Consider the following 21,075-nt stretch of genomic DNA (forward strand, 5'->3'; position numbering starts at 1 on the left):
CTTTCTATATGCTTGCTATCCGTCTACTTAATTTCGTAGCCGTATACATAGCAATATATATCCACTCGCAACAATCCGACCTACGAAAATGTATTGTTGAATCCCAATGTCAACAATATAAATCTCATAGAATATTACTATTTTAATTTATCAAAAATAGCATATATATATCGGACACTTATACAAACCTTCACCATTTTTTAACATAGTAAAAAATGCCCTATTGTATAGGTTTATATAACAGTTAAAGGATACATAAAAATCTTAACATACTCCCAAATCTATTTGTACACGAAATAGAAATTTTACCATTTTTTACTTATTTTTATTTATAATTAAAATTTTCAAAAAAACTCCACATATAAAAATATGTTATATTAAAATCAGGAACGAATGTTCTTATTTTAAAGGAGGAATTTTCATGATTAACGAGCCCATTATAATGAAAAAAGAAGCTTTCCAAGCAATCGGCGTTTCAGTTACGACGACTAACGGAAGAGAGGCATCTACTAAAGGAAAAATCCCCGAGCTTTGGAACCGCTACTTCCAAGAACAAATGATGCATCACATCCCAAACAAAAAAACGAAAGCAACATTTGCTTTCTACTCAAACTACGAATCAGATGAAACTGGTACATATACATTCACAATCGGTACGCCCGTTTCTTCATTAGAAGACGTTCCTGAAAATATGACAACTTTAACAATACCTGCTGCTACATATGCGGTATTTACAACGAGAAAGGGACCAGTTGCTGAAGTCGTTTGCGAAGCTTGGGAATATATTTGGCAATGGTCGAAAGAAAATAAACGTGCCTTCACAACAGACTTCGAGCTTTACGACGAAAGAGCATTAGACCCAAATCATGCACAATTGGATATTTATATTGCGTTAGCCTAAAAAAAGATGCCCATTCGGCATCTTTTTTTGTCGTTAAATAGCTACTGGGCAAATTCATTATTATTGTCTACAATGAGAAAGTGCAGTATAGAAATATTAGAAACTGTATAAGGTGAAACTATAATCAGTGGGGGCATCTCCCATTAAGTATTAGCCCTCACCAATCGGGCGTTTACTGGTTTTTTAGTTTAAATTTGTCACATAGAAAGGAAGCAATATGGAGGAACTACAACAAAATAAAACTGCTTTAGAAGGAAGCGGAAAACCGTTATTAAAAAATACGAATTTCCTTTTTCTTTGGGCAGCTACTCTTTTTTCAAGCTTTGCTTTAGCCTTTTTTACTTTTTCACAAACGTGGTACATAGCAAAAACATTAAACCTTGAAGCTTCACTCGGTGTTGTTTTCGTAGCTCTTAGTGTTCCAAGGCTTATTTTTATGATTATCGGCGGCGCTGTAGCTGATAAATTCCCGAAAAAAAATATTATGTTTTACTCCAATATTATTCGAGCGATTCTTGTCGCAACCATTCTCACATGGTTTATCGTTGGTGATGTAACACTATATACATTTGCTTTATTCGCTTTATTCTTTGGACTTGCTGATGCTTTTTTCTGGTCAGCAGATGGATCTATCTTACCTGAATTGGTAGAAAAAAGCCGGTTAACACAAGCGAATTCACTTACACAAATGACGAACCAAGCATCGGTCATCTTAGGCCCTGTACTTGGCGGAATTCTGATCAAATTTACAAACTACGAGACAATATTTTCTATTACAATTTTATTACTGATTGTCGCAGCCATACTCGTTCAAAAAATACAATTTACGATGCCAGAACTAAAAGATACAGATAAAGGTATGTTCACTTCCATTAAAGAAGGAATCTTATATGTAAAGGAATCGCCATTCCTTTCAACTTTCCTTATTTGTAGCGCTTTTTTAAATCTATTTTTAATCGGCCCGATGCAAGTTGGTTTCCCGCTTTTTGTTAAAAACGTGCTGCATGGTGATTCGCTCCAGTTTAGTTACTTAGAAGCGTCTGTCGGCGGCGGAATGGCAATCGGTGCGGTCATTGTCGGTTTAAAAAATATTAATCGTAGACGCGGTCTATTTTGCATTATCATGATGCTACTGTCTGGTGTCTTCTTCTTATCCATCAACTTTAGTACCGTACTATGGCAAGCATTATTAGCTGGCATGTTTTACGGTATTACAATCGCAATGGCTATCGTTCCACTGATGGCGATGATTCAATCGACAGTAAAAGAAGAAATGATGGGGCGCGTAATGAGTTTGCTTATGCTATCATCAATGGGCTTTATCCCGCTTTCTTATGCATTCACATCCATCGCGCTTGCAATAGGAATTCCAATCGTAACCGTTATGAAAAGCGGTGCAATCGCCGTTATTGTCTTCGTACTCTTTGTAGCGATTCGTGTTCCAGTTGTAAGAAAGTTTGATTAACTACTTGGAGTCATGCATTTACGCATGGCTCCTTTTTAAAAGGATCAAATAACGGTATCCCCTTACTTCTTCTCACAGCTGCTCCCCATTCTAATCCAATCTCTAAAAATAAATCCCGCACTGTACTATATAAAAGTGCCTTCACATTTTTACGGATTTCCCCGTATTTATACGCCCTCACAACACTTTTCACGCGCCAAATGAAATTCCCATACACTTCTTCATCAGCTAATATTTGCTCCAGTAAAACACCTTGCTCTAGTAATCCACTCTTTTTATATGCAAGTTCCACCTTACTCCAAAATATATTAATCTTCTTCGGATTACTCGTCATCGGCAGAAGTGCATATATAAAAGGCTTCGGTATATCATGACGGCAATACGTCTCATCAAGCTCGTACGTTCCTTTTCTTTTCTCTTTTATTTGTGGAATGTTTTTAGAAAGAATTGTTTCCCCAGCGCTTTTTTGCTCATTTTTACTACAGCCAGTTGCATTATCCTCACTTTTACAAGCGGACATTTGCATACGGTCATCCATGCGGTCAATCGCAGATGTAAGAAATACATATAAGTTCGCACTATACCCGCCGCGCTTATGTCTCTCTTTTGTTGCAACACGCTTTATAATTCCTAGTTCCTCTAACTTTGCAATGGAGCGGCGTACTGTACGAATACTCTTTCCAACATTCGTCGCAATCGTCTCCATTAACGGACAAGCGACCCCTACTGTTTTTTGTTTCTCATTCACCGCATACTTTCCTAAAAAATGAATAATGGTAGCATCCGTTTTATTTAATTGAAATCGATAATATTTCAAAACTTGTTTTTGATATGTATTAAACTCTTCTTTACTTTGAAATTCACTATATGGTTTCATTAAATTATATAAGCTTCCCATTTTTATCACCTCATTTATAAGTAAGAGGCAGGAAGGGAATTTGGCGTGCTATTTAATATTTTTTTAATGGAGATGAAAATATGATTGTAATTAGCGCTTGTTTAGGTGGTATTGCTTGTCGGTATGATGGAAATGACAATCTCGTTTCAAAAATAGAGGAGCTTTTGCAAAAAGAAGATACAGTCCTCATTTGTCCTGAAGTATTAGGAGGATTGCCAACCCCTCGCCCCTCAGCTGAAATTATTGGCGGGAATGGCGATGACGTTTTAGACGGAAAAGCGAAAGTGATGACAAAAGACGGTGAAGATGTCACGGAGTCTTTCGTGAGTGGTGCTTATAAAGCGCTAGAACAAATCAAAGATTTCCACCCAGAATATATTATTTTGAAAGAGCGTAGTCCATCTTGTGGTAGTTCTACAATTTACACCGGAGAATTTAACGGGAATAAACAAACTGGTTACGGGGTAACAACTGCTTTATTCAAAAGACACGGACTTACAGTCATTTCAGAAGAGGATTTTGAAAATATAAAAAGGAATTGACCCTGTTCGTCAATTCCTTTTCATCTGTCTTATTTCACATTTAATTTTTCTTTTACTTTCGCTGGAAGCTCATCTTTCTTTACTTCTTCCCAAGCCGAAACACCTTTTTTATCTGAGTGGTATACGCGTAGGAATGCATCTTTACGTAAGTTTTTTTGAGCTGTGAATTCTAATTCTTTCTCTTTACCGTCTTTATCAAAGCCAGTTAGCTTATACTCATAATCTTTATATTTTTGACCATTATCAGCTTTACTATGAACTTCTTTTCCATCTACTGTAATTTGAACGTAGTACTCATCTTTACCCATACGGTTTAAATCACAACCAACTAACAAACTTGCAAATACAACTAAAATACTAAATAGTGCAATGTATCTTTTCATTTCCTTCACCTCATATGTTTTTTCTTATATTCTTATCTTAAAGCCCAGCGCTTAAAGAAGAAATTCAAAAACATGACATGAACATTACACTTTTGTAAGATAATAATTATTTCTTTACTTTGGAGACTGTCATTCCCTTATCAATTGGACTTTTACGCCAAAAGAAAAGACCTCCTTAACGATTTTATTTCATCGCTAAAAAGGTCTTTCTCTATTTCTGCTAAAAACTTAGCACTCTTCTGGCTTACCAGCATTCGTCGCTGTACGGAAAGATGATCCACATCCGCATGATGCGATTGCGTTTGGATTGTCGATTGTGAATTTTTCATTCCTGCTATAACTAACTAAAACTCCTTTACATCAATATGTATAGTAGTTTAGAAGGAGTGTTTTTCATGTATATAATTAAGTATCGCTTAAATTCTTAATGATGTATGTCGTTAATTTAATCATACCCAAACTGTGACACTGTTACAATTTTTAATACATTAAAGATGTGTATAAAGAACTTTATCAGTAAAAATTTCAAAAAAGCCAAAGTTTCGTACAAGGAAAATGAAATTTCTTTCACAATCTATTAGTATTAATAATGGAAGGAGGGAGTTTTCATGCTGCTTGTATTTGATATATTAAACCGTTTATTGTATGCCGTTAAAGCTATTTGTTATGCTATCATAGGAGCCCTAACTTGGGCCGGACTCGAAGCAAAAGATTCTTTATCTGAAATAATTTACAATGAATTTATCGGTATTCCTTTACTAACTTTTGGTATTACAGTTGCTTTTTTAGAAGTAATACATAATCTCTTCGGCATGGTCAAAGGTGATTAGTAAGACAACTATTTCTAACCTCCTTAAAAATCCATAAGAAATATATTTTATAATTTCTTATATGGGCAATGATAACAAAAAGAGTCTGCTAACAGGGGACTCTTTTTTATACCCAAAACAGACTCTCCGAATTTAAGAAGTCTGTTCATTGATGTTATGCAGTTATCCCTACAAATGCATTTTATAAACCGCCAAGGCCACAAATCGATTTTCGCTTAAACTAACGGCATGAAAAAACTTAGCACTCTTCCGGCTTACCAGCATTCCTCGCTGTACGGAAAGATGATCCACATCCGCATGATGCGATTGCGTTTGGATTATCGATTGTGAATTATACGGTCAGTTTGCGTTAGAGCAAAACGCAGTAAGCATTTAAGATGCTTTAATACGATCATTTCTGTTCAATAAGGTTGTGTACATCACACAGTCTTAACGATGTACTTCATTATCTATATTCTACCCAAACTCTATAACATTGATAAGCATAACAATATCTCATTAATATGCTCTCACTTCTTCTTATTAATTAAGCAACTTACTCATTCGCGCAGTAATCACTATTCGCTTTTGTTCATCTTTTGTTAGAGCTACTGTGGAGGAAGTTGCGATGAGCTCCATGTCCCTAAAACCACAAGTAAATGATATTTCTCCCCCATCTCGATAGGCCGTAGCTCTTATCACACGCATGACTTTATCGCCTTTCTTATACTCTCGTATTACCCTTGGTTCTGAACTGTTTCTCATTTACATGTCCCCTTTATAAACAATCTCCCCTCCAATTCTCATTTTACATTTATATGTAAAATTCTCCTATACACTTTTGAATAAAAAAAGTGTAGCAATTACGCTACACCCTTAGTTTTACTCTTCGCTATGTGCCTGTTGCACCTTATACGCCCGTTTTACGTTTACATATTGAAGTATGCTGCAAGCCTTGCGCAACCTATATAGCTGCCCATTACACCTAATGTGAAGTATAGTAAGCCATAGTTTCAAAATGGGACACAAGGTATATCTTTTTGTATAGAAAATAACTTTTGGAATCCATAACCAAGATAGGTTATAATACGAGTATACGAAGAAAGCCCACCGTATTGGTAGTACGATAGGCTTAGCAAGGTGGTGAATACATAATGGATGCAATCACCGTTACTGCAGTTTGCTCTTTACTCATGGTTGTTATGGGAATGATTAACATGAGCAAAGAAAAGAAGTAATATTTTATCTAAAGCCTTCAGTGTTGGTAGCACTGAGAGGCTTTTTTCTTTATATAGTATTCCACATTTAATGCAGAATATTACTTATAAACCTGTAGTTTACTAATTTGGTCTACAAAGCCCTCATTTTGAGAACATTTGGCTCAAAGTTTCCTCTAAGGCAACACAGAAGGTAAAAAATAATCTACCATCAAAAGTTTCTCACTATGAAACCCATACCCTAAAAAAATTAAGCTGATAGGTTAACCCCAGGTTAACTTTTATAGCCTAAAAACAAAGCATTAAATCATGTATTATAAAGGTTACATGCAATAATTTTTTATCAAAAGTATGCTTATAGTATGCTTATAGTATGCTTATAGCAACATTATAACTTAACCAGGAGCCCAGTTACAAGGAAAGTTTACTTTTACCAAACCTCTTTCTCTGACTATCTTCCGATTAGTTTCTGACTATTTCCTGACTAAATTAAGGTTAACCTAGGGTTAACTTTTAACTTTAATTCAGATGATACATTTTTTATCACCATCTCTATATAGATATTTAAGTAATGCTCGTAATGCACGAATATTAATGTTTATCGTCGTATCGTATAAACTACCCCCTTGCTGGTCAGCGTCAATAAATTTATGCCCTTCATAAGGCTTCTTATCGTATTTCATGTAGTTGATATAGTTATGAAACGTTTTTGCTGTTAGTTCGTCAATATATTTAACCACGCAATTATCATGCAACCAATCGGTAAAGTATCCCCACATCTTCGTATAATCTCTTAATGTTCTATCTCGACAACCTTCCGCACGTTTTCCCGAAATAACAATATCTAACGCTTGTCCCAAAGTTAATTACATATATTTTCCACTAGCATTCGCCATCTTTGTAATACGTTTTTTTCTTCACGACAAAAGAAAAGACCTCCTTAACGATTTTATTCCATCGCTAAAAAGGCCTTTTCTATTTCGTCTAAAAACTTAGCATTCTTCTGGTTTACCAGCATTCGTCGCTGTACGGAAAGATGATCCACATCCGCATGATGCGATTGCGTTTGGATTATCAATTGTGAATCCACCGCCAAGCATAGATTGTTTATAGTCAATTTTTACTCCTTTAACAATTGGAGCACTTTCTGTATCGATAACAAATTCAACACCGAAAAACTCAAGAACTGTGTCGTCTTCTTTTGGTTCTACTTCAAATCCTAAGCCGTAAGAAAGACCGCTACATCCGCCGCCGTGTACAGCAAGGCGCACATACTTCTCTCCATCTTCAGCATCTTTTAACATATCTTTAATTTGAAAAGCTGCTTGTTCTGTTACTTCAATCATGAAATACACCTTCCTTTCTGTTCTTAGTCCATTATACATCTTTACGCTTCTATCTTGTACTCATACACTCCGCGGCAAATTACTTCCGCAGGTCCTTTCATCAACACGTTTCCTTCTTCAGTCCACGCAATCATTAAATCGCCACCAGCTAAATGAACAGTAATTTCCTTACCGCGTTCCATCTTTCCATTTAAAATAGCAGCTACAACTGCAGCGCACGCTCCTGTTCCGCAAGCTTGCGTTACACCAGATCCACGTTCCCAAACGCGGAAGTTCATCTCGTCATCATTCAAAATTTCGATAAACTCAACATTTACTCGCTCTGGAAACATTTCATGTGTCTCGAGGACTGGTCCAAGTGTTGTAAGAGGTGCTTTTTCTACATCATCAACCAAAATAACCGCATGCGGATTTCCCATTGAAACAGCTGTAAATGCATAACGATGATTATTATATAAGAAGTTTTCACGAATAAATGGCGTTTCACCTTCACCAAGCATCGGTATTTCTGCACGTGTTAGACGCGGTGCCCCCATATCGATTTTCGCTAATGTCACGACACCATCTTCTACTGTTACTTCAGCCGTTACAATACCAGCTAACGTTTCAATTGCGAAAACTGTTTCTTCTACTAGTTTATGCTCATACGCATATTTCGCTACGCAGCGCAAACCATTACCACAGCTCTTTCCTTCAGAACCATCATTATTAAACATGCGCATTTTCACCGGAGCTACGTCTGAAGGGCAAATTAAAATCATCCCGTCTGCTCCAATACCAGTATTAATATTTGAAACCTTTTCCGCCACAAGAGCTAAATCTTCTTCAGGAATTTGTTCTTCAAACATATTTACATATATATAACTATTGCCAAGACCATGCATTTTTGTAAAAGAAAATTGGCTCATTTATATTCACTCCAAAAATAATTTGTTATGTTAAGTATAAAATGCATGCTTTTAGAACACAATATGAATGTCCCCCGTTTCTCATATTTGACAACGTTTGGCGATGAGCCACTCTTACAAAATTTGTGTAAGAAAAAAGCCCTTCTAAAAAGGGCCTTTTTTTATTTATCCCACTATTTTCAATTGGGGAAGGCTAATAATCAGCATTAGTCTTCCCCACAAAATAAAGTTTTATCTAATGGAAAAGGTGCTGCTAATTCGCAACACCTTAAAACATTGGATTTTCATCCAAATACTCATATACATTATTAACAAGCTCTTCTACTGTTGCACCTTGTACAACTTCACCATTTACAAGTGCAAACGGTCCTTCAAAACAAATACCACAATACCCTAGACAACCGTACTCCATTACATCTAAATTCGGATCTTTTTCTAATTTTTCTAGAGCTGCTTGTGAACCACTTGCAAGGTTACCTACACAAAATTCAATTAATGGTTTAATCAAAATTCTCCCCCCTGTACTACAAAACAAATTACCTTTTCACTTTATCTATAAGAAGAAAACTAAGCTGTTTCTTGTTGTTTTCGTTACACAGTCTAAACTATTTAGTTACTTCATTACTTCACTTCAAAGTAGATGACTTCTTCTATATAACATGCTACTTCCAATGAAATAGTAACTACAAAGGAAAAACAGTTTATTTTACTTTTCTTCTTATTGTACAACAGAGTATTCATTCATGCATTGTTATTTGTTCACAAATTCGATATAATTTGATTGAGCAAAGTCAAAATATTTTATTAATATAAAATTTTATGATTAGGGGATATTTCAACAGAAAAGGGGTAATCCATCATGAAACACCTCGTAATACTAGGTGGCGGCTACGGTGGAATGAGAATTCTGCAAAGGCTACTTCCAAGCAACCAACTTCCAGATGATGTACAAGTGACATTAATCGACAAAGTACCATATCATTGCTTCAAAACTGAATATTATGCATTAGTTGCGGGTACTATTTCAGAAACGCATATTCGTATACCGTTTCCTGAACACCCACGCCTCAATATTCAATACGGCACAATAACAAATATTGACCTCGAAGAAAAAGCTGTTCATCTCGATGGCGGCGAAGCAATCCAATATGATGACTTAATTATCGGACTTGGCTGTGAAGATAAATATCATAACGTTCCTGGGGCTAGGGAATATACACATAGTCTACAATCAATTGAACAAACACGTAAAACATATGAACAATTAAATAGTCTAGAACCAAATGCAACAGTAGCTGTTGTTGGTGCTGGCTTAAGTGGCGTTGAAGTAGCAAGTGAACTTCGTGAAAGCCGTTCTGATTTAAAAATCTATTTATTTGATCGAAAAGATAGAATTTTATTCCCGTATCCAGAGAAATTAAGTAGATACGTAGAAGAATGGTTCGTAAAACATAAAGTTAATATTATAAGAAACTCTAACATTACAAAAGTGGAACCAAATATTGTGTATAATCACGATGAACCACTTGAATGTGATGCAATTGTCTGGACAGCTGGTATTCAAGCAAATGAAGTTGTTCGAAACCTTCCAGTTGAACAAGATGGTAGCGGACGGGTTGTCTTAACGAAATATCACAATATTCCAAACAACGAGCATGTTTACGTTGTAGGAGATTGCGCAGCACTTCCACATGCACCATCTGCCCAACTTGCTGAAGGTCAAGGAGAACAAATTGTCCAAATATTATTAAAACGTTGGAATAATGAACCACTCCCTGATGAACTACCTGTTATTAAATTAAAAGGTGTTCTAGGATCTCTTGGTAAAAAACACGGATTTGGTTTACTCGCAAACCAACCGTTAATGGGACGTGTACCGAGATTATTAAAATCTGGTCTTCTTTGGATGTACAAATATCATAAGGGTTAATACTTTACAGGCTGTCTACTATGTAGGCAGCCTCTTTGCATCAGTTTTTAAAAATTATCAGACACATCTTTCTCAATATTTATAATGATTTATTTTTCATTTTTATATTAAAAACTACGGATAAACAGTGTATGCTATTTGTAAGTTGTTTTATTATTTCCTTGAAGACCGAATTCATTCGGTCTTATTTTTTATGTGATAAATACTTTTGTAGGAGGCATTACATTCCACTTATGAACTTATCGAAACTAAACAATCGAATAGAAGCGAAAAAGAAAGAGTTAATCTATCTCGTTGAACGATACGGATTGACTCATGATAAAGTGATTTCTTTCAACCAAGAATTAGATCGTTTACTTAACTTATTAATAAAACTCAAGACGAAGAAAAAACGTTGCTCTTTATAACCGTTATCTTCTCTTTTTTGATACGATATAACTAGAATCAGAAAGGAGCGATTTATGTTTATATTAAAAAACGTTATATATAAAGATATACTACACATTCCTTATTTACAGATTCAAAAAGAAAAGATTACTTGCATTATCGGTGAAAGCGGAAGCGGAAAAAGCACGTTGCTTCGCATGTTAAACGATTTACAATCTCCAACATCCGGCACAATTGAATATAACGGAAAATTAATTTCTGATTATCATCCTATTCAATTACGTCGTGACGTAGTTATGCTTGGGCAAACTCCACCTATTTTTGATGGAACCGTTAAAGACAACCTATTAATGGGACTTCGTCTTTCTGAAAAACCATTTCCAAATGATGATGCCCTGCGGAGTGCATTACAAACCGTTAGCTTAGACAAGCAATTAGAAGATAGCGCCTCCTCACTATCTGGCGGTGAAAAACAAAGACTTGCCTTTGCACGTATCGTACTTATGGATCCGCCTGTCTATTTATTAGATGAACCTACTTCAGCATTAGACAGTGATACAGAACGCCACGTTATGAAACAATTTACTGAACTAGCACGAAAAAAGAAAAAAACAATTATCTTCATCACACACTCACAACAACTTCCAAAAGAAGTTGCAGACGACATTATTGAGATTAGTAAAGCAAACGGTGCGACTAGAAAGGAAGTGCTCTCTGTTGAAGGGCGTTATTGAACTCCAAATTTGGCAACTTGCAGCTGCCTATATTTTTATTCTTATTTTAATTGGACTTGTAAAATTAAAAGGAATACCTCGCGAAAAACAAATCGCGCTCGCAACATTCCGTATGACGATTCAGCTCGTACTTGTTGCATATGTCCTTACATACGTATTTGAAAACAGTAATCCATTTTATACAATTGCTCTCATTACTTCTATTACTACCTTTGCAATTTTTAATATTTATAAACGAGTTAACATCCCAATGTCTAAAGAATTAAAACGAGTAGCCGCCCTTTCCATGGTCGCCGGATCAATTGGGCCACTTCTACTATTTATCTTTGTTATTATCGGACATGATCCGTGGTATGCTCCGCAATATATCGTCCCTATTACAGGAATGTTAGTTGGGAATGCCATGACTGGTGTTTCTCTCGGCGCAAATACGTTCTTAAACAATATGAAATCGCAAAGAGGTCAAATTGAAGGTGCACTTATGCTCGGCGCAACACCGAAAGAAGCAGCTGCTCCGCTCATTCGAGACGCTTTTGACTCTGCTATTTTACCAACAATTAATTCTATGGTCGGAATGGGAATTATAAGCTTACCAGGCATGATGACTGGTCAAATATTATCCGGTGTATCACCATTCACAGCCATTCAATATCAAATCGCCATCATACTCGGTATTTCTGGAAGTACTGCCTTTGCTGTCATTATCTTTTTACAGCTTGGATATAAAACGTTCTTTAATAAGCGATGTCAATTGAAAGAAATTGACTATGGTGCACGGTGAATCGTGCGTAGTTCACGATGAATGAAATTATATTAACGATTTTTTCAATATATCTATCATAACTTGCAATATATCAACGATTTTTCAAATATATCTATCATAACTCAGAATATATCAACGATTTTGTACGAAATATCGATTTACCGACAAAAAGTGACATAATAAAAAGAGGAGGCTATTCGCCTCCTCTTCTATTTACTTACGCCTTCTTAACGAACTGTGATTTTAACTTCATAGCTCCGAAGCCGTCAATTTTGCAATCGATATCGTGATCGCCATCAACTAGACGGATACTCTTTACTTTCGTACCGATCTTCACAACTGAAGAAGTTCCTTTTACTTTTAAATCTTTAATAACAGTAACTGCATCGCCGTCTTGAAGAACGTTTCCGTTCGCATCTTTTACAACTTTTGCACCATCATTATTTTCAGCTTCTGCTTCTTGGCCCCACTCATGAGCACATTCTGGACATACGAAAAGAACTCCATCCTCATACGTATATTCTGAATTACATTTTGGACAATTTGGTAAAGTAGCCATAAATTCATTTCCTCCGTTCATTATTTATACGTAAAAATCAAAATTGATGTTTACATCTCGATAAATAAAATTTGTATAGCATTTCTTTATAGTGCCATAGTCTCACGTTATTGACAAGCCTACCTCAAATTCTCATTTTTTATTGTATTTTACAAAATTTCAATTTGTATGCCGTTTTTCTATTTGCTCTTCTACTAATTTTAAAAATCTTCGTTGTGCATTTTTATTTTTTACAAGCAATCGAACTCTTAGCTTACTTTGTAAATATGAGCGAACTTTGTAGTTCGTAATAAATAACTTTCGATACTTTTCGTCTTCATATATGATTCGAAACCATTCATACTGCTGCAAGTAAAGTATGTTAGCATCAATCTTTTTCGTGTGTAAACCCGTACTTAAACTAATCGATCCTATTAGAGCTTCTATTACTGCTGAAATCATTTCTCTCCCCCTAATAAACAAAAGAAGAACCTTCACAAGATTCTTCTTTTCAAAATGAACGAGTTCCCTCTAGAAACCCCAATTATTTTCTTCAATGTAAATTTGATATTCTTCTACTTCTTCTTCACTTAACTTCTTATTATTTTCATATACCTCTTGCCACTCGAAATAATCTTCATCGAAATAAACAGCAAATTTAATTTTCACGTTTTTCTTCTCTGTATAATCATAACCAGTAAACTCTACTACGTCATAATCTTTTTCTTTCTTCACAAACTTCCAAGTTGGATTATCAGTCATAATCTCTAAAGTAACCCCTTCGCCACTTGAACGAACAACGTTTTTAATATTCGGCTCAGTTGGTAAAAAGGACAGCCCGAACGCAGCTAATCCATACACAATCCCGACTATAATCTGTAAACCAATCATACCAGCAATACTCACGCCGCCCTTTGATTGTAAGAAATACGCCTTCTCATGATCAGACGCATCTTCTCCCTTACGAAAAACACGAACAGCCTGCTTATAATATAAACGGTTTCCTTGCCATCCAGTAAATATCATCATTCCTAATTGAAGAGCTAAACTAAATGTTACATAAATCCCATCTGGAATATCTATAAAAGGGGGTATAACTATACTAGGTATAGCCAATAACGCAAATATAATAAATAACTTATACATTTTACGATAAGCTAACCAAAAAGTTGGGAAGAAAAAGGCTACCCAATTCCATGTATTCCCTTGCGCTGGATTTTCTACTTTACCCCACTTAAAGTCATAATAAGCTGTATTCTTTTGAACAACTTTATGTAATTCTTGTGGAGAAATCGTTTCTTGTAAAACCGTGTCCTTCACGTACATCATCCTTTTCTTATTTCTATATACATTTATTGTATATGGACAAAATGAAGGAATCTAACAAAAAGTACACATATTTCATAAAAGTGAACGGAAATCGAATATATTCCGACAATTATCCGTTTCTTATTTCATTTTACTTTTAAATATATTAAAATAATCGTGTATCATACCTTTAATACACTAAGTTAATTATTTTATATATTCACTAAAAAGGATGCATCAAAATCATTTTTATACATCCTTTTTAGTGAATATATACTACTATTTTAAAACAAACATCTCGACTTAAGAGCGCTCACAAATTAGCCTTCTACTATTTCAAACATATTTCCACTTACACAACTAATGAATAGTCCATTATTACCTGCCTCAATTGATACAATAAAATCTATTACAACAACATTTTTAGGGAGTTTAATTATATCTTTTACTTCACCACATTCAGCATCAAGTATTATCAATTCTAAATTTGAAGTTGCAATGTAAATTTCTCCATCTTTATATAACAGAACCTCTGTAATATCATGTAGAGTAGTATTGTTCCAAAGCACTTTACCTGTTTGAATATTAATACCACAAATTCTGCCTTCTCCTAAGGACAATACCATCATCTCTCCGATAAGAAATGGAGGCAATTCAATTTCAAAAGACATATTTACTTCATATAACTTTTGACCGCTCTTATGATCATAACATTGTATTTGTCTACTTACCCCTTCATATCCATACTCAGTTCTTGTTAATAGTATTTTTGCTTCCTTTGATTCAATGCAAGAGTACCATACCTCATCAAAAGCTTTTTCAAAAATTAAGTTACAGCCTTCTTTTCCATATTCCCACTTTTGTAATACCTCCATTGCTACACATATAAAATGTTCATTAGTTAAAGTAACTGGTTCATTTGGATTACAATCTTCCATCATTTGTTTCCATCGTGTAGAAGCATCTAATAATTGAATGGCAATTGCAACATTACTATATGCATCAACTTCCCCATCTTCATCAAAAGGATTCCCTGCTAATACATAGTAATCTGGGCCAAGATGGCACTGCAATTTTTCTCCTCCGACTCGAACATTCTTTTCCCATACTTTTACTCCACTTTCAAGCTCTAATAAAACATTGTAGCCTTCTTGTGTAATAACTAGTAAACGTGGTAACTCTTCTCCCGTAGTTTTTACATCTTGTATAATATGCCCTTCTATTTCTAAATCCCATAGAAGCTCTCCACAACTTGATGAAATAGCATACAATTTCGCAATACTTTCTCCAAATCTATTTGCATGCCAAATAATTACGACACCATTCACAGTAATGCAATTACAATCTTCTACTATTGGAATACGGCACTGCCAAATCTCTTCTTTCGTTTCACTATCGAGTTTACGAATTCTGTGGTTATTTTCCTCTACATAAAAGATACTCTTCTTATCATGAGATAGTACCGGAGTAAATATCGGTTCAACCTCTCTCCCTTTTAAATACTTCCATTTTAATTCATACTTGTCACTTGTAGAATGATAAGTTCGATACATAATTTCGTCATTTCCATTTACAAGTTTAGGAACAAATGGATCAATTTCTAACATTCTATGGTAAGCATCTTTGATTCGAAAAGAATCAACTCCACTCATGTAAATCTGCCCTATCTCCTTTTTAAGAAACGAAAAGAGTACTCGTAAAAATTGCTCGCTATCAACACTAGCTAACTTCTTGCCTCTCTGATTAATAATGAGAAACTCCCCATCTTTCTTCTTAAATTCCATCTTTTTTTCATATTCATTTAAGAAAATTGTAGCGTCATCATATCTAAAGACCTCGATACAAGCGTCAAACAACTGACAAATCGGGTCTATTATGTCTGTTTTTTCTTGAAACACAATACTCTCATCTATACTAAGTACTATTTCTCCGGCATTTTCTGTCGACAGTTTATTTAGTTCGATTTGAAACTTTTTCATTATTTCCTCCCTCTATTGCGTGTTATCTAAACTAACTATAATATATGACATAAGATTCTTAAAACTATTATTTGAGGTGACCGAATATGAAGAGTACAATTTGGGCAGACGATGACTATTTAAAACTAGCACCCATTAACGATGAACTAATCAAAAAAGCAGAAGAAGTACTGAACGTAAAACTTCCAGAATCATATATAAACCTTCTAAAAGAACAAAATGGGGGAACTCTTCGTCTCGATGTTCACCCTACTTCAAAGCCAAATTCTTGGGCAGACGATCACGTTAATGTATCTGGTTTATATGGTATTTCTTTTAATGAAAATGAATCTAGTATTTTAGAGAGCCGCTATTTAATTCGAGAATGGGAAATGCCTGAGAATATCGTACTTTTATCTGGTGATGGACATACATGGATTGCATTAGACTATCGAAATGTAGCTGAAAATCCTCCAGTTATATTTATCGATAATGAATTTGAGGAAATTATTGAATTAGCACCTAACTTTGAAAGGTTCTTACAAAACTTAACTACTTATGAATATGACGAAGAATAAGCCTGGCTCTAAAAAGGAGCAAGATTTTATTACAAATTTACACGCCACTTTAAAACCACTCGGCTTTAAGAAAAAAAGACATACATTTTTCAAAGCTGAAAACGGATTTTATAAGCTCATTAACATACAAAAAAGCCAGTTTGGAGATGATTTTTATATAAATATAGGAGTTCACCCTATCGGTCTCCCGCAGCTTATTACGAACCAATTACAAATAAAAGAAAACATTTCAATATTCGCTTGCATTCTACAAACAAGAATAGAGCCTATACATATCAAACAGAACCAGCTATTGCACAATGTTTCACATGAAACTATCAACATTCCGAATTACCTTTCTACTATTTTCGACTGGTTTCAAACGTGGGCATCTTATGAAAATTTAGTGGAAATAAATATACATTCCATTACTCCGATACTAGCTGTCGTTCCAATATTAGAAGAAAAAGCGTTTCTACTTCTTACCTGTTTTTCTTTCTACAAATTAAAACAGTACGAACAAGCTAATCGCTACTTACAGCAATATTTACATTGCACCGTGCATCTGAATACCGAGGAAAAAGAGCCCATATTCTTTCACGAAGTTGATATGTATATGAAAAAACTAGTAGAAAGTACAATGTAATTTCACATTGTACTTTCTACTAGTGCTTTATATTCCTCTTGTAACTTTTTAAATCGTTCTTCATACTTTTGCATCTTCACAGTATCCGTTTTTGAATTAAGGACTGGCCTTCTTCTCCCAGTCACCATTATATTTTTCCCATCTATTGCATCGTTCATATATACGTAAGGTTTAAAAGACTCGCATACCGTATATGGCAATGCTACAGAGAGTTTTGCATACTCTTCCACTTTAAATTGATTAGATAAGCTTAACTCCTTTAAATTTTTCAATTGCATTAACGGTTCTAATGAATCATCTTTAACCTTTAAATTCATCAAAGTAAGCTTTTGCAACTGCTGTAATTCAGCGAGCGGTTTTAAAGTTTGTACTTTCATCGCTGTATTTATTCCACCACCCATATAGAAGGTATTGAGTTGTGTGCACTTACTTAAAGCACTTAAATCTTCTAACTTAGAAAAATCATCAATTAGTAAGGATTTGAGTTTTTTATTATAATCAATATCCCATAACGTCTTCGCTTTTGTATTCCAGCACATATACAACTGTTGTAAATTGGACAATTTCTGAAGGCTACTTAAATCCTCAACCCTCATTTTGTAAACGTATAATATATCGGGACAAACATACGTAAGAATATGATCAAACTGCTTTTGATTTACTGTGAACATCCATAATTTTTTAACTTTAAAAGATGCTAGTCGTTCTATATTTTTTGTTTTCCCCTCAATCGCTACTTCTTCTAAATCACCAGCTATACTTGCTAAGTCTTTCATAATCTTTGGCTGATCACCAATCGGAAACATGTTATCCCCCCTACAACTCCCAAGTAATATTCATTTCTTCAAATGAGTCCTTACTAACTTCCAATCCTTCGCTATCTTCCGTTCCAATCATTGCTACTTCTTCTTTAGACAACTTAATTTCCTCATTTGGACTTTGGATTTTTTTCTTATACACGAGTTGTAAAAGCTCTATTTGTTCCTCTGTCAGTTCATACTCTTCTTCTAGTCTTTCTATTGCTGATTCTGTATCAAGTAATGGAATTTCTAATAAGAATCCGCCGTGCTCTTCCATCTCTTCAAATGAATCAATTGAATACGCACCGCTATCCTCAATCCAAAATGCAGTTGTAATAAAAGGAACTGTTTCGCCTTCTACTTCTTCTAATACGTATTGAAGTGCTTCTTCTTTCGCAATATCTATTACTTCCGAAGGTGCCCCTTCAAAATAATTTTTCGCATCAATCCACTCATCAATTCTCTCGCTATTCACATCTTGAAGACATACAATCGTGTAATTCGGATGAAACGTAATTGTCCCTTGTCCACCTTGGCTATCTTGCATACTATAGTTAAATCCATCCCATGAACTTTCATGTGAGAAATCTGGACAATGCGCTACATTAATTGCATGGGCAATCGAATTTAAAACGCATCCTTTCCATAATTGTTCTCTATCTATATGTAATTTATATTTACTCATCATCTTCCCCCATGCGCATATTTTTTTCTATTATCTTTCCTCTACACAATACTTGTAAATACTTTTCTATCTACTACAAAATAAAAAAGACAATACCCCCCACTGTATTGTCCATTTTCTTCCCTACCATTTCTCTCTACACGTCTCAATTAAATGCAGTAAATACCTCTTCGTCATATCTGCTCTTCTCCACCTTGAGAGCATTCTCTTTTCTTTTGGATTGTGCCGTATTCTCGCTACTTCTTTTAATAAGAGCTCCCATTCTTCCGCTGAACGTTCTGACAAGTATTGCAATCCTCTATCTTTTGAAACGATTGTTTTATAATCTAGTGTATATAAAATGCGTCCCATCGTAACGACAGCTGATTCTACCCACTCTTCTATAAAAAATAAATATGGCTTCTTCGCCTTTTCACTCCAGTACTGTTCTACGTTGTATTTCATCGTATTTACTACATCATTCCATTGTATTTGCAGCGGAAGATCTTCTGCTTCTTTTCCTGTAACTGTAATGCCTTGATTTTTCAACGTCCACCATGTGACCGCATTAATGTCCCAATGACCAACATTAGCTTTACCATCTGCACAATACACGTACTCGTTCATTTCATCATTGTATTTCCCTAAGTCAGCAAGCGGAATATACATACCGTCCATTCTTTTACCTAGCGTATTGTCACTAAGTTTCTTATGTAGTTCCACAAGCTGCTGTTTTTCAGCTTCATTCACGGAATCATTTATCACTGTAACAAAATCAACATCGCTCGTTTCCTTATGAAATGCACCTAGTGCGATGGATCCGTAAATATATACCCCGACTATTTTTTCATCCAAAAAAATTTCTTTTAATTCTACTGTGTACCGCTCCATTAACTGTTGTACTTCCGTTGGTAACGCATGCTTCACTCCATTTTTCATATCTATCCCTCCAATAAAAAAGCCTTTGCAAATTCGCAAAGACTTCTTGTTTTATAAATATTTCTCGATTTCTTCATAAACATCCTTCAAACGAGGATTTCCTTCTCCAACAATTTCTCCATTTACAAGAACGACCGGATAAAATAAATCTTCTTCCACTACGCGCTCAGCGAATGCTTTTTTATCCGCATCTTCTTGTTCTTCTTGGAAATCAATATACTCGAAATTAAATTTATTTTCTTGTCCTTCATATTTACGACCAATTGCCGCTTGTAACCATTCAAACGTTTCTGTTGAAGACGGCATTCCGACGCAGCTCGCACAAATTACTTTCGTCCCATACACTTGAACATTAACCATTTCTTCTCCCCCACTTCTTGTCCCAACAGTATATTCAGATGTCTTATTACATAAGCACATCATTTTACAAACTTATTCCATACCCCTATACTGAAAAAACACGATACAATATTTCGACAATAAAACAAGAAGAGAAAAAATAGATTTTCCCCTCTATCTTGATTATAATAAAACTGATGAAAGGAGTCGATAAAAATGGAAAACCCACATATGCAAGAACAAGTATTAGAAGTATTAGATAAATTACGTCCATTCTTACTTCGCGATGGCGGAGACGTTGAATTAGTAGACATTGAAGAAGGTATCGTAAAACTACGCCTTATGGGTGCATGCGGAAGCTGCCCAAGTTCTACAATCACACTAAAAGCTGGTATCGAGCGCGCGTTACTTGAAGAAGTACCAGGAGTTATCGAAGTAGAACAAGTATTTTAATTAAAAGCGGAAGCGGCTCGTTCAGAACAGGAGGTCATTGGAGCTCCTGACGAAGAGGCGCTTTTTGCCTCACAGGAAGGCGCGAAATGGCCGACTGTTCTAGCCGCTGGAGCTAGATATTAATCTAAAAGCGGAAGCGGCTCGTTCAGAATCGCCTTCTAAAAGGAGACCAAATTTGGTCTCCTTTTTTTATTCAAATCACATTTATCCGTTAACATCATAAAACAAAATTGGAAATCCTTCTCAAAAAATGCGATAATTAATACTATATAGTGAATCGTTCACACATATACAGTAAAAAAACATAGGGGGACGACAGATGCCAAAAATGGGGAACACTTTTGTAACAATCCAAGAACTAGAAAAGAAAAAAGAGTATTTATTAGGCCTTTCATCCGTTATACCAACATGGAATACAAGCTATCAATTTTTATTTAAAGAAATCCAGCAAGAATTATTGGGTAAAGTAAATGAAAAGCTCGAAAGGCATCAATTCGTTTTAAATATATGTACAGATCAGCAGGTAGGGGCATAATATATTACATAAAATTGTGGTATATAAAAAAGAGACCTCACTCGGTCTCTTTTTT

Annotated in this window: 26 protein-coding genes and 2 pseudogenes; 12 read left to right on the forward strand and 16 right to left on the reverse strand. The window is 35.1% G+C overall.

Annotation, left to right across the window (positions count from 1 at the left end; all coding sequences use genetic code 11):
- Window positions 1-421: 421 nt before the first annotated feature.
- Window positions 422-901 carry a GyrI-like domain-containing protein gene (locus AC3WVZ_RS23645; RefSeq protein WP_063220583.1) on the forward strand — a complete coding sequence of 160 codons (480 nt, stop codon included), beginning with the start codon at window positions 422-424 and terminating at the stop codon, window positions 899-901.
- 217 nt (window positions 902-1,118) lie between these two features.
- Window positions 1,119-2,366: an MFS transporter gene (locus AC3WVZ_RS23650; RefSeq protein ID WP_000391929.1), complete on the forward strand. Its 1,248-nt coding sequence runs from the start codon at window positions 1,119-1,121 to the stop codon at window positions 2,364-2,366.
- A gap of 10 nt (window positions 2,367-2,376) precedes the next feature.
- Here the strand turns inward: AC3WVZ_RS23650 and AC3WVZ_RS23655 are convergent, their stop codons facing one another.
- Window positions 2,377-3,264: a helix-turn-helix domain-containing protein gene (locus AC3WVZ_RS23655; RefSeq protein ID WP_233935481.1), complete on the reverse strand. Its 888-nt coding sequence runs from the start codon at window positions 3,262-3,264 to the stop codon at window positions 2,377-2,379.
- 80 nt (window positions 3,265-3,344) lie between these two features.
- Between AC3WVZ_RS23655 and AC3WVZ_RS23660 the strand changes: the two genes are divergently transcribed.
- On the forward strand, window positions 3,345-3,806 hold the full coding sequence (locus AC3WVZ_RS23660) for a 2-thiouracil desulfurase family protein (RefSeq protein ID WP_233935483.1): 462 nt from the start codon (window positions 3,345-3,347) through the stop codon (window positions 3,804-3,806).
- 29 nt (window positions 3,807-3,835) lie between these two features.
- Here AC3WVZ_RS23660 and AC3WVZ_RS23665 read toward each other — a convergent pair whose 3' ends face one another.
- Together AC3WVZ_RS23665 and AC3WVZ_RS23670 are read right to left on the reverse strand one after the other, a co-directional pair.
- Window positions 3,836-4,189 carry a YxeA family protein gene (locus AC3WVZ_RS23665; RefSeq protein WP_233935485.1) on the reverse strand — a complete coding sequence of 118 codons (354 nt, stop codon included), beginning with the start codon at window positions 4,187-4,189 and terminating at the stop codon, window positions 3,836-3,838.
- A gap of 228 nt (window positions 4,190-4,417) precedes the next feature.
- Window positions 4,418-4,513, reverse strand: a pseudogene (locus AC3WVZ_RS23670) (iron-sulfur cluster assembly accessory protein); the annotation flags it as partial.
- Window positions 4,514-4,797: 284 nt separating this feature from the next.
- Between AC3WVZ_RS23670 and AC3WVZ_RS23675 the strand changes: the two are divergent.
- Window positions 4,798-5,019, forward strand: coding sequence for a hypothetical protein (locus AC3WVZ_RS23675; protein ID WP_233935487.1), 222 nt, complete (start codon window positions 4,798-4,800; stop codon window positions 5,017-5,019).
- Between the two features lie 238 nt (window positions 5,020-5,257).
- Here the strand turns inward: AC3WVZ_RS23675 and AC3WVZ_RS23680 are convergent.
- The 5 genes and pseudogenes from AC3WVZ_RS23680 to AC3WVZ_RS23700 all read right to left on the reverse strand — a co-directional run.
- Window positions 5,258-5,350, reverse strand: a pseudogene (locus tag AC3WVZ_RS23680) (iron-sulfur cluster assembly accessory protein); the annotation flags it as partial.
- Between the two features lie 1,389 nt (window positions 5,351-6,739).
- Window positions 6,740-7,075, reverse strand: a complete 336-nt coding sequence (locus tag AC3WVZ_RS23685; protein WP_233935489.1) for a site-specific integrase — start codon at window positions 7,073-7,075, stop codon at window positions 6,740-6,742.
- Between the two features lie 132 nt (window positions 7,076-7,207).
- A complete protein-coding gene (locus AC3WVZ_RS23690) occupies window positions 7,208-7,561 on the reverse strand; it encodes a HesB/IscA family protein (RefSeq protein ID WP_000573826.1) in 354 nt (117 codons plus the stop codon).
- Between the two features lie 41 nt (window positions 7,562-7,602).
- Window positions 7,603-8,469, reverse strand: a complete 867-nt coding sequence (dapF, locus tag AC3WVZ_RS23695; RefSeq protein ID WP_233935490.1) for a diaminopimelate epimerase — start codon at window positions 8,467-8,469, stop codon at window positions 7,603-7,605.
- Between the two features lie 268 nt (window positions 8,470-8,737).
- Window positions 8,738-8,977, reverse strand: a complete 240-nt coding sequence (locus AC3WVZ_RS23700) for a YuzB family protein (protein WP_000595026.1) — start codon at window positions 8,975-8,977, stop codon at window positions 8,738-8,740.
- 351 nt (window positions 8,978-9,328) lie between these two features.
- On the opposite strand from AC3WVZ_RS23700, the gene AC3WVZ_RS23705 reads away from it, so the two are divergent.
- The 4 genes from AC3WVZ_RS23705 to AC3WVZ_RS23720 all read left to right on the forward strand — a co-directional run bounded on the left by AC3WVZ_RS23705 (window position 9,329) and on the right by AC3WVZ_RS23720 (window position 12,301).
- On the forward strand, window positions 9,329-10,399 hold the full coding sequence (locus tag AC3WVZ_RS23705) for an NAD(P)/FAD-dependent oxidoreductase (protein ID WP_000682068.1): 1,071 nt from the start codon (window positions 9,329-9,331) through the stop codon (window positions 10,397-10,399).
- 233 nt (window positions 10,400-10,632) lie between these two features.
- Window positions 10,633-10,806 carry an aspartyl-phosphate phosphatase Spo0E family protein gene (locus AC3WVZ_RS23710; RefSeq protein WP_233935491.1) on the forward strand — a complete coding sequence of 58 codons (174 nt, stop codon included), beginning with the start codon at window positions 10,633-10,635 and terminating at the stop codon, window positions 10,804-10,806.
- Between the two features lie 54 nt (window positions 10,807-10,860).
- Window positions 10,861-11,520: an ABC transporter ATP-binding protein gene (locus AC3WVZ_RS23715; protein ID WP_000470311.1), complete on the forward strand. Its 660-nt coding sequence runs from the start codon at window positions 10,861-10,863 to the stop codon at window positions 11,518-11,520.
- The gene (locus AC3WVZ_RS23720) at window positions 11,504-12,301 is read left to right on the forward strand and encodes an ABC transporter permease (protein ID WP_000679254.1); all 798 of its coding nucleotides are present in this window, start codon (window positions 11,504-11,506) and stop codon (window positions 12,299-12,301) included. The genes AC3WVZ_RS23715 and AC3WVZ_RS23720 overlap by 17 nt, the downstream gene beginning before the upstream one ends.
- Window positions 12,302-12,500: 199 nt before the next feature.
- Here AC3WVZ_RS23720 and phnA read toward each other — a convergent pair whose 3' ends face one another.
- From phnA to AC3WVZ_RS23740, 4 genes are all read right to left on the reverse strand, one after another.
- The gene (gene phnA / locus AC3WVZ_RS23725) at window positions 12,501-12,842 is read right to left on the reverse strand and encodes an alkylphosphonate utilization operon protein PhnA (protein WP_000212737.1); all 342 of its coding nucleotides are present in this window, start codon (window positions 12,840-12,842) and stop codon (window positions 12,501-12,503) included.
- A gap of 159 nt (window positions 12,843-13,001) precedes the next feature.
- Window positions 13,002-13,283, reverse strand: coding sequence for a hypothetical protein (locus AC3WVZ_RS23730; protein WP_033696602.1), 282 nt, complete (start codon window positions 13,281-13,283; stop codon window positions 13,002-13,004).
- A 69-nt stretch (window positions 13,284-13,352) separates the two neighbouring features.
- Window positions 13,353-14,150: a DUF2628 domain-containing protein gene (locus tag AC3WVZ_RS23735; RefSeq protein ID WP_002026505.1), complete on the reverse strand. Its 798-nt coding sequence runs from the start codon at window positions 14,148-14,150 to the stop codon at window positions 13,353-13,355.
- Between the two features lie 299 nt (window positions 14,151-14,449).
- Window positions 14,450-16,108 carry an outer membrane protein assembly factor BamB family protein gene (locus AC3WVZ_RS23740; RefSeq protein WP_233935493.1) on the reverse strand — a complete coding sequence of 553 codons (1,659 nt, stop codon included), beginning with the start codon at window positions 16,106-16,108 and terminating at the stop codon, window positions 14,450-14,452.
- An 86-nt stretch (window positions 16,109-16,194) separates the two neighbouring features.
- Between AC3WVZ_RS23740 and AC3WVZ_RS23745 the strand changes: the two genes are divergently transcribed.
- The gene (locus tag AC3WVZ_RS23745) at window positions 16,195-16,665 is read left to right on the forward strand and encodes an SMI1/KNR4 family protein (protein WP_002184004.1); all 471 of its coding nucleotides are present in this window, start codon (window positions 16,195-16,197) and stop codon (window positions 16,663-16,665) included.
- Window positions 16,652-17,290 carry a DUF4304 domain-containing protein gene (locus tag AC3WVZ_RS23750; RefSeq protein ID WP_063220579.1) on the forward strand — a complete coding sequence of 213 codons (639 nt, stop codon included), beginning with the start codon at window positions 16,652-16,654 and terminating at the stop codon, window positions 17,288-17,290. Before AC3WVZ_RS23745 ends, AC3WVZ_RS23750 begins: the two co-directional genes overlap by 14 nt.
- 2 nt (window positions 17,291-17,292) lie before the next feature.
- Here AC3WVZ_RS23750 and AC3WVZ_RS23755 read toward each other — a convergent pair whose 3' ends face one another.
- The 4 genes from AC3WVZ_RS23755 to AC3WVZ_RS23770 all read right to left on the reverse strand — a co-directional run bounded on the left by AC3WVZ_RS23755 (window position 17,293) and on the right by AC3WVZ_RS23770 (window position 20,053).
- Window positions 17,293-18,096 carry a leucine-rich repeat domain-containing protein gene (locus AC3WVZ_RS23755; protein WP_048534654.1) on the reverse strand — a complete coding sequence of 268 codons (804 nt, stop codon included), beginning with the start codon at window positions 18,094-18,096 and terminating at the stop codon, window positions 17,293-17,295.
- Between the two features lie 10 nt (window positions 18,097-18,106).
- The gene (locus tag AC3WVZ_RS23760; RefSeq protein WP_000049706.1) at window positions 18,107-18,775 is read right to left on the reverse strand and encodes a hypothetical protein; all 669 of its coding nucleotides are present in this window, start codon (window positions 18,773-18,775) and stop codon (window positions 18,107-18,109) included.
- Window positions 18,776-18,898: 123 nt separating this feature from the next.
- Window positions 18,899-19,693 carry a nucleotidyltransferase domain-containing protein gene (locus AC3WVZ_RS23765; RefSeq protein ID WP_000788486.1) on the reverse strand — a complete coding sequence of 265 codons (795 nt, stop codon included), beginning with the start codon at window positions 19,691-19,693 and terminating at the stop codon, window positions 18,899-18,901.
- A 51-nt stretch (window positions 19,694-19,744) separates the two neighbouring features.
- Window positions 19,745-20,053 carry a YuzD family protein gene (locus tag AC3WVZ_RS23770; protein WP_000248588.1) on the reverse strand — a complete coding sequence of 103 codons (309 nt, stop codon included), beginning with the start codon at window positions 20,051-20,053 and terminating at the stop codon, window positions 19,745-19,747.
- Between the two features lie 195 nt (window positions 20,054-20,248).
- On the opposite strand from AC3WVZ_RS23770, the gene AC3WVZ_RS23775 reads away from it, so the two are divergent.
- Window positions 20,249-20,485 carry a NifU family protein gene (locus AC3WVZ_RS23775; protein WP_000431159.1) on the forward strand — a complete coding sequence of 79 codons (237 nt, stop codon included), beginning with the start codon at window positions 20,249-20,251 and terminating at the stop codon, window positions 20,483-20,485.
- A gap of 319 nt (window positions 20,486-20,804) precedes the next feature.
- On the forward strand, window positions 20,805-21,020 hold the full coding sequence (locus AC3WVZ_RS23780) for a hypothetical protein (protein ID WP_001125507.1): 216 nt from the start codon (window positions 20,805-20,807) through the stop codon (window positions 21,018-21,020).
- The last annotated feature ends 55 nt before the right edge of the window (window positions 21,021-21,075 follow it).

The sequence above is a fragment of the Bacillus sp. CPT56D-587-MTF genome, from assembly GCF_058792335.1.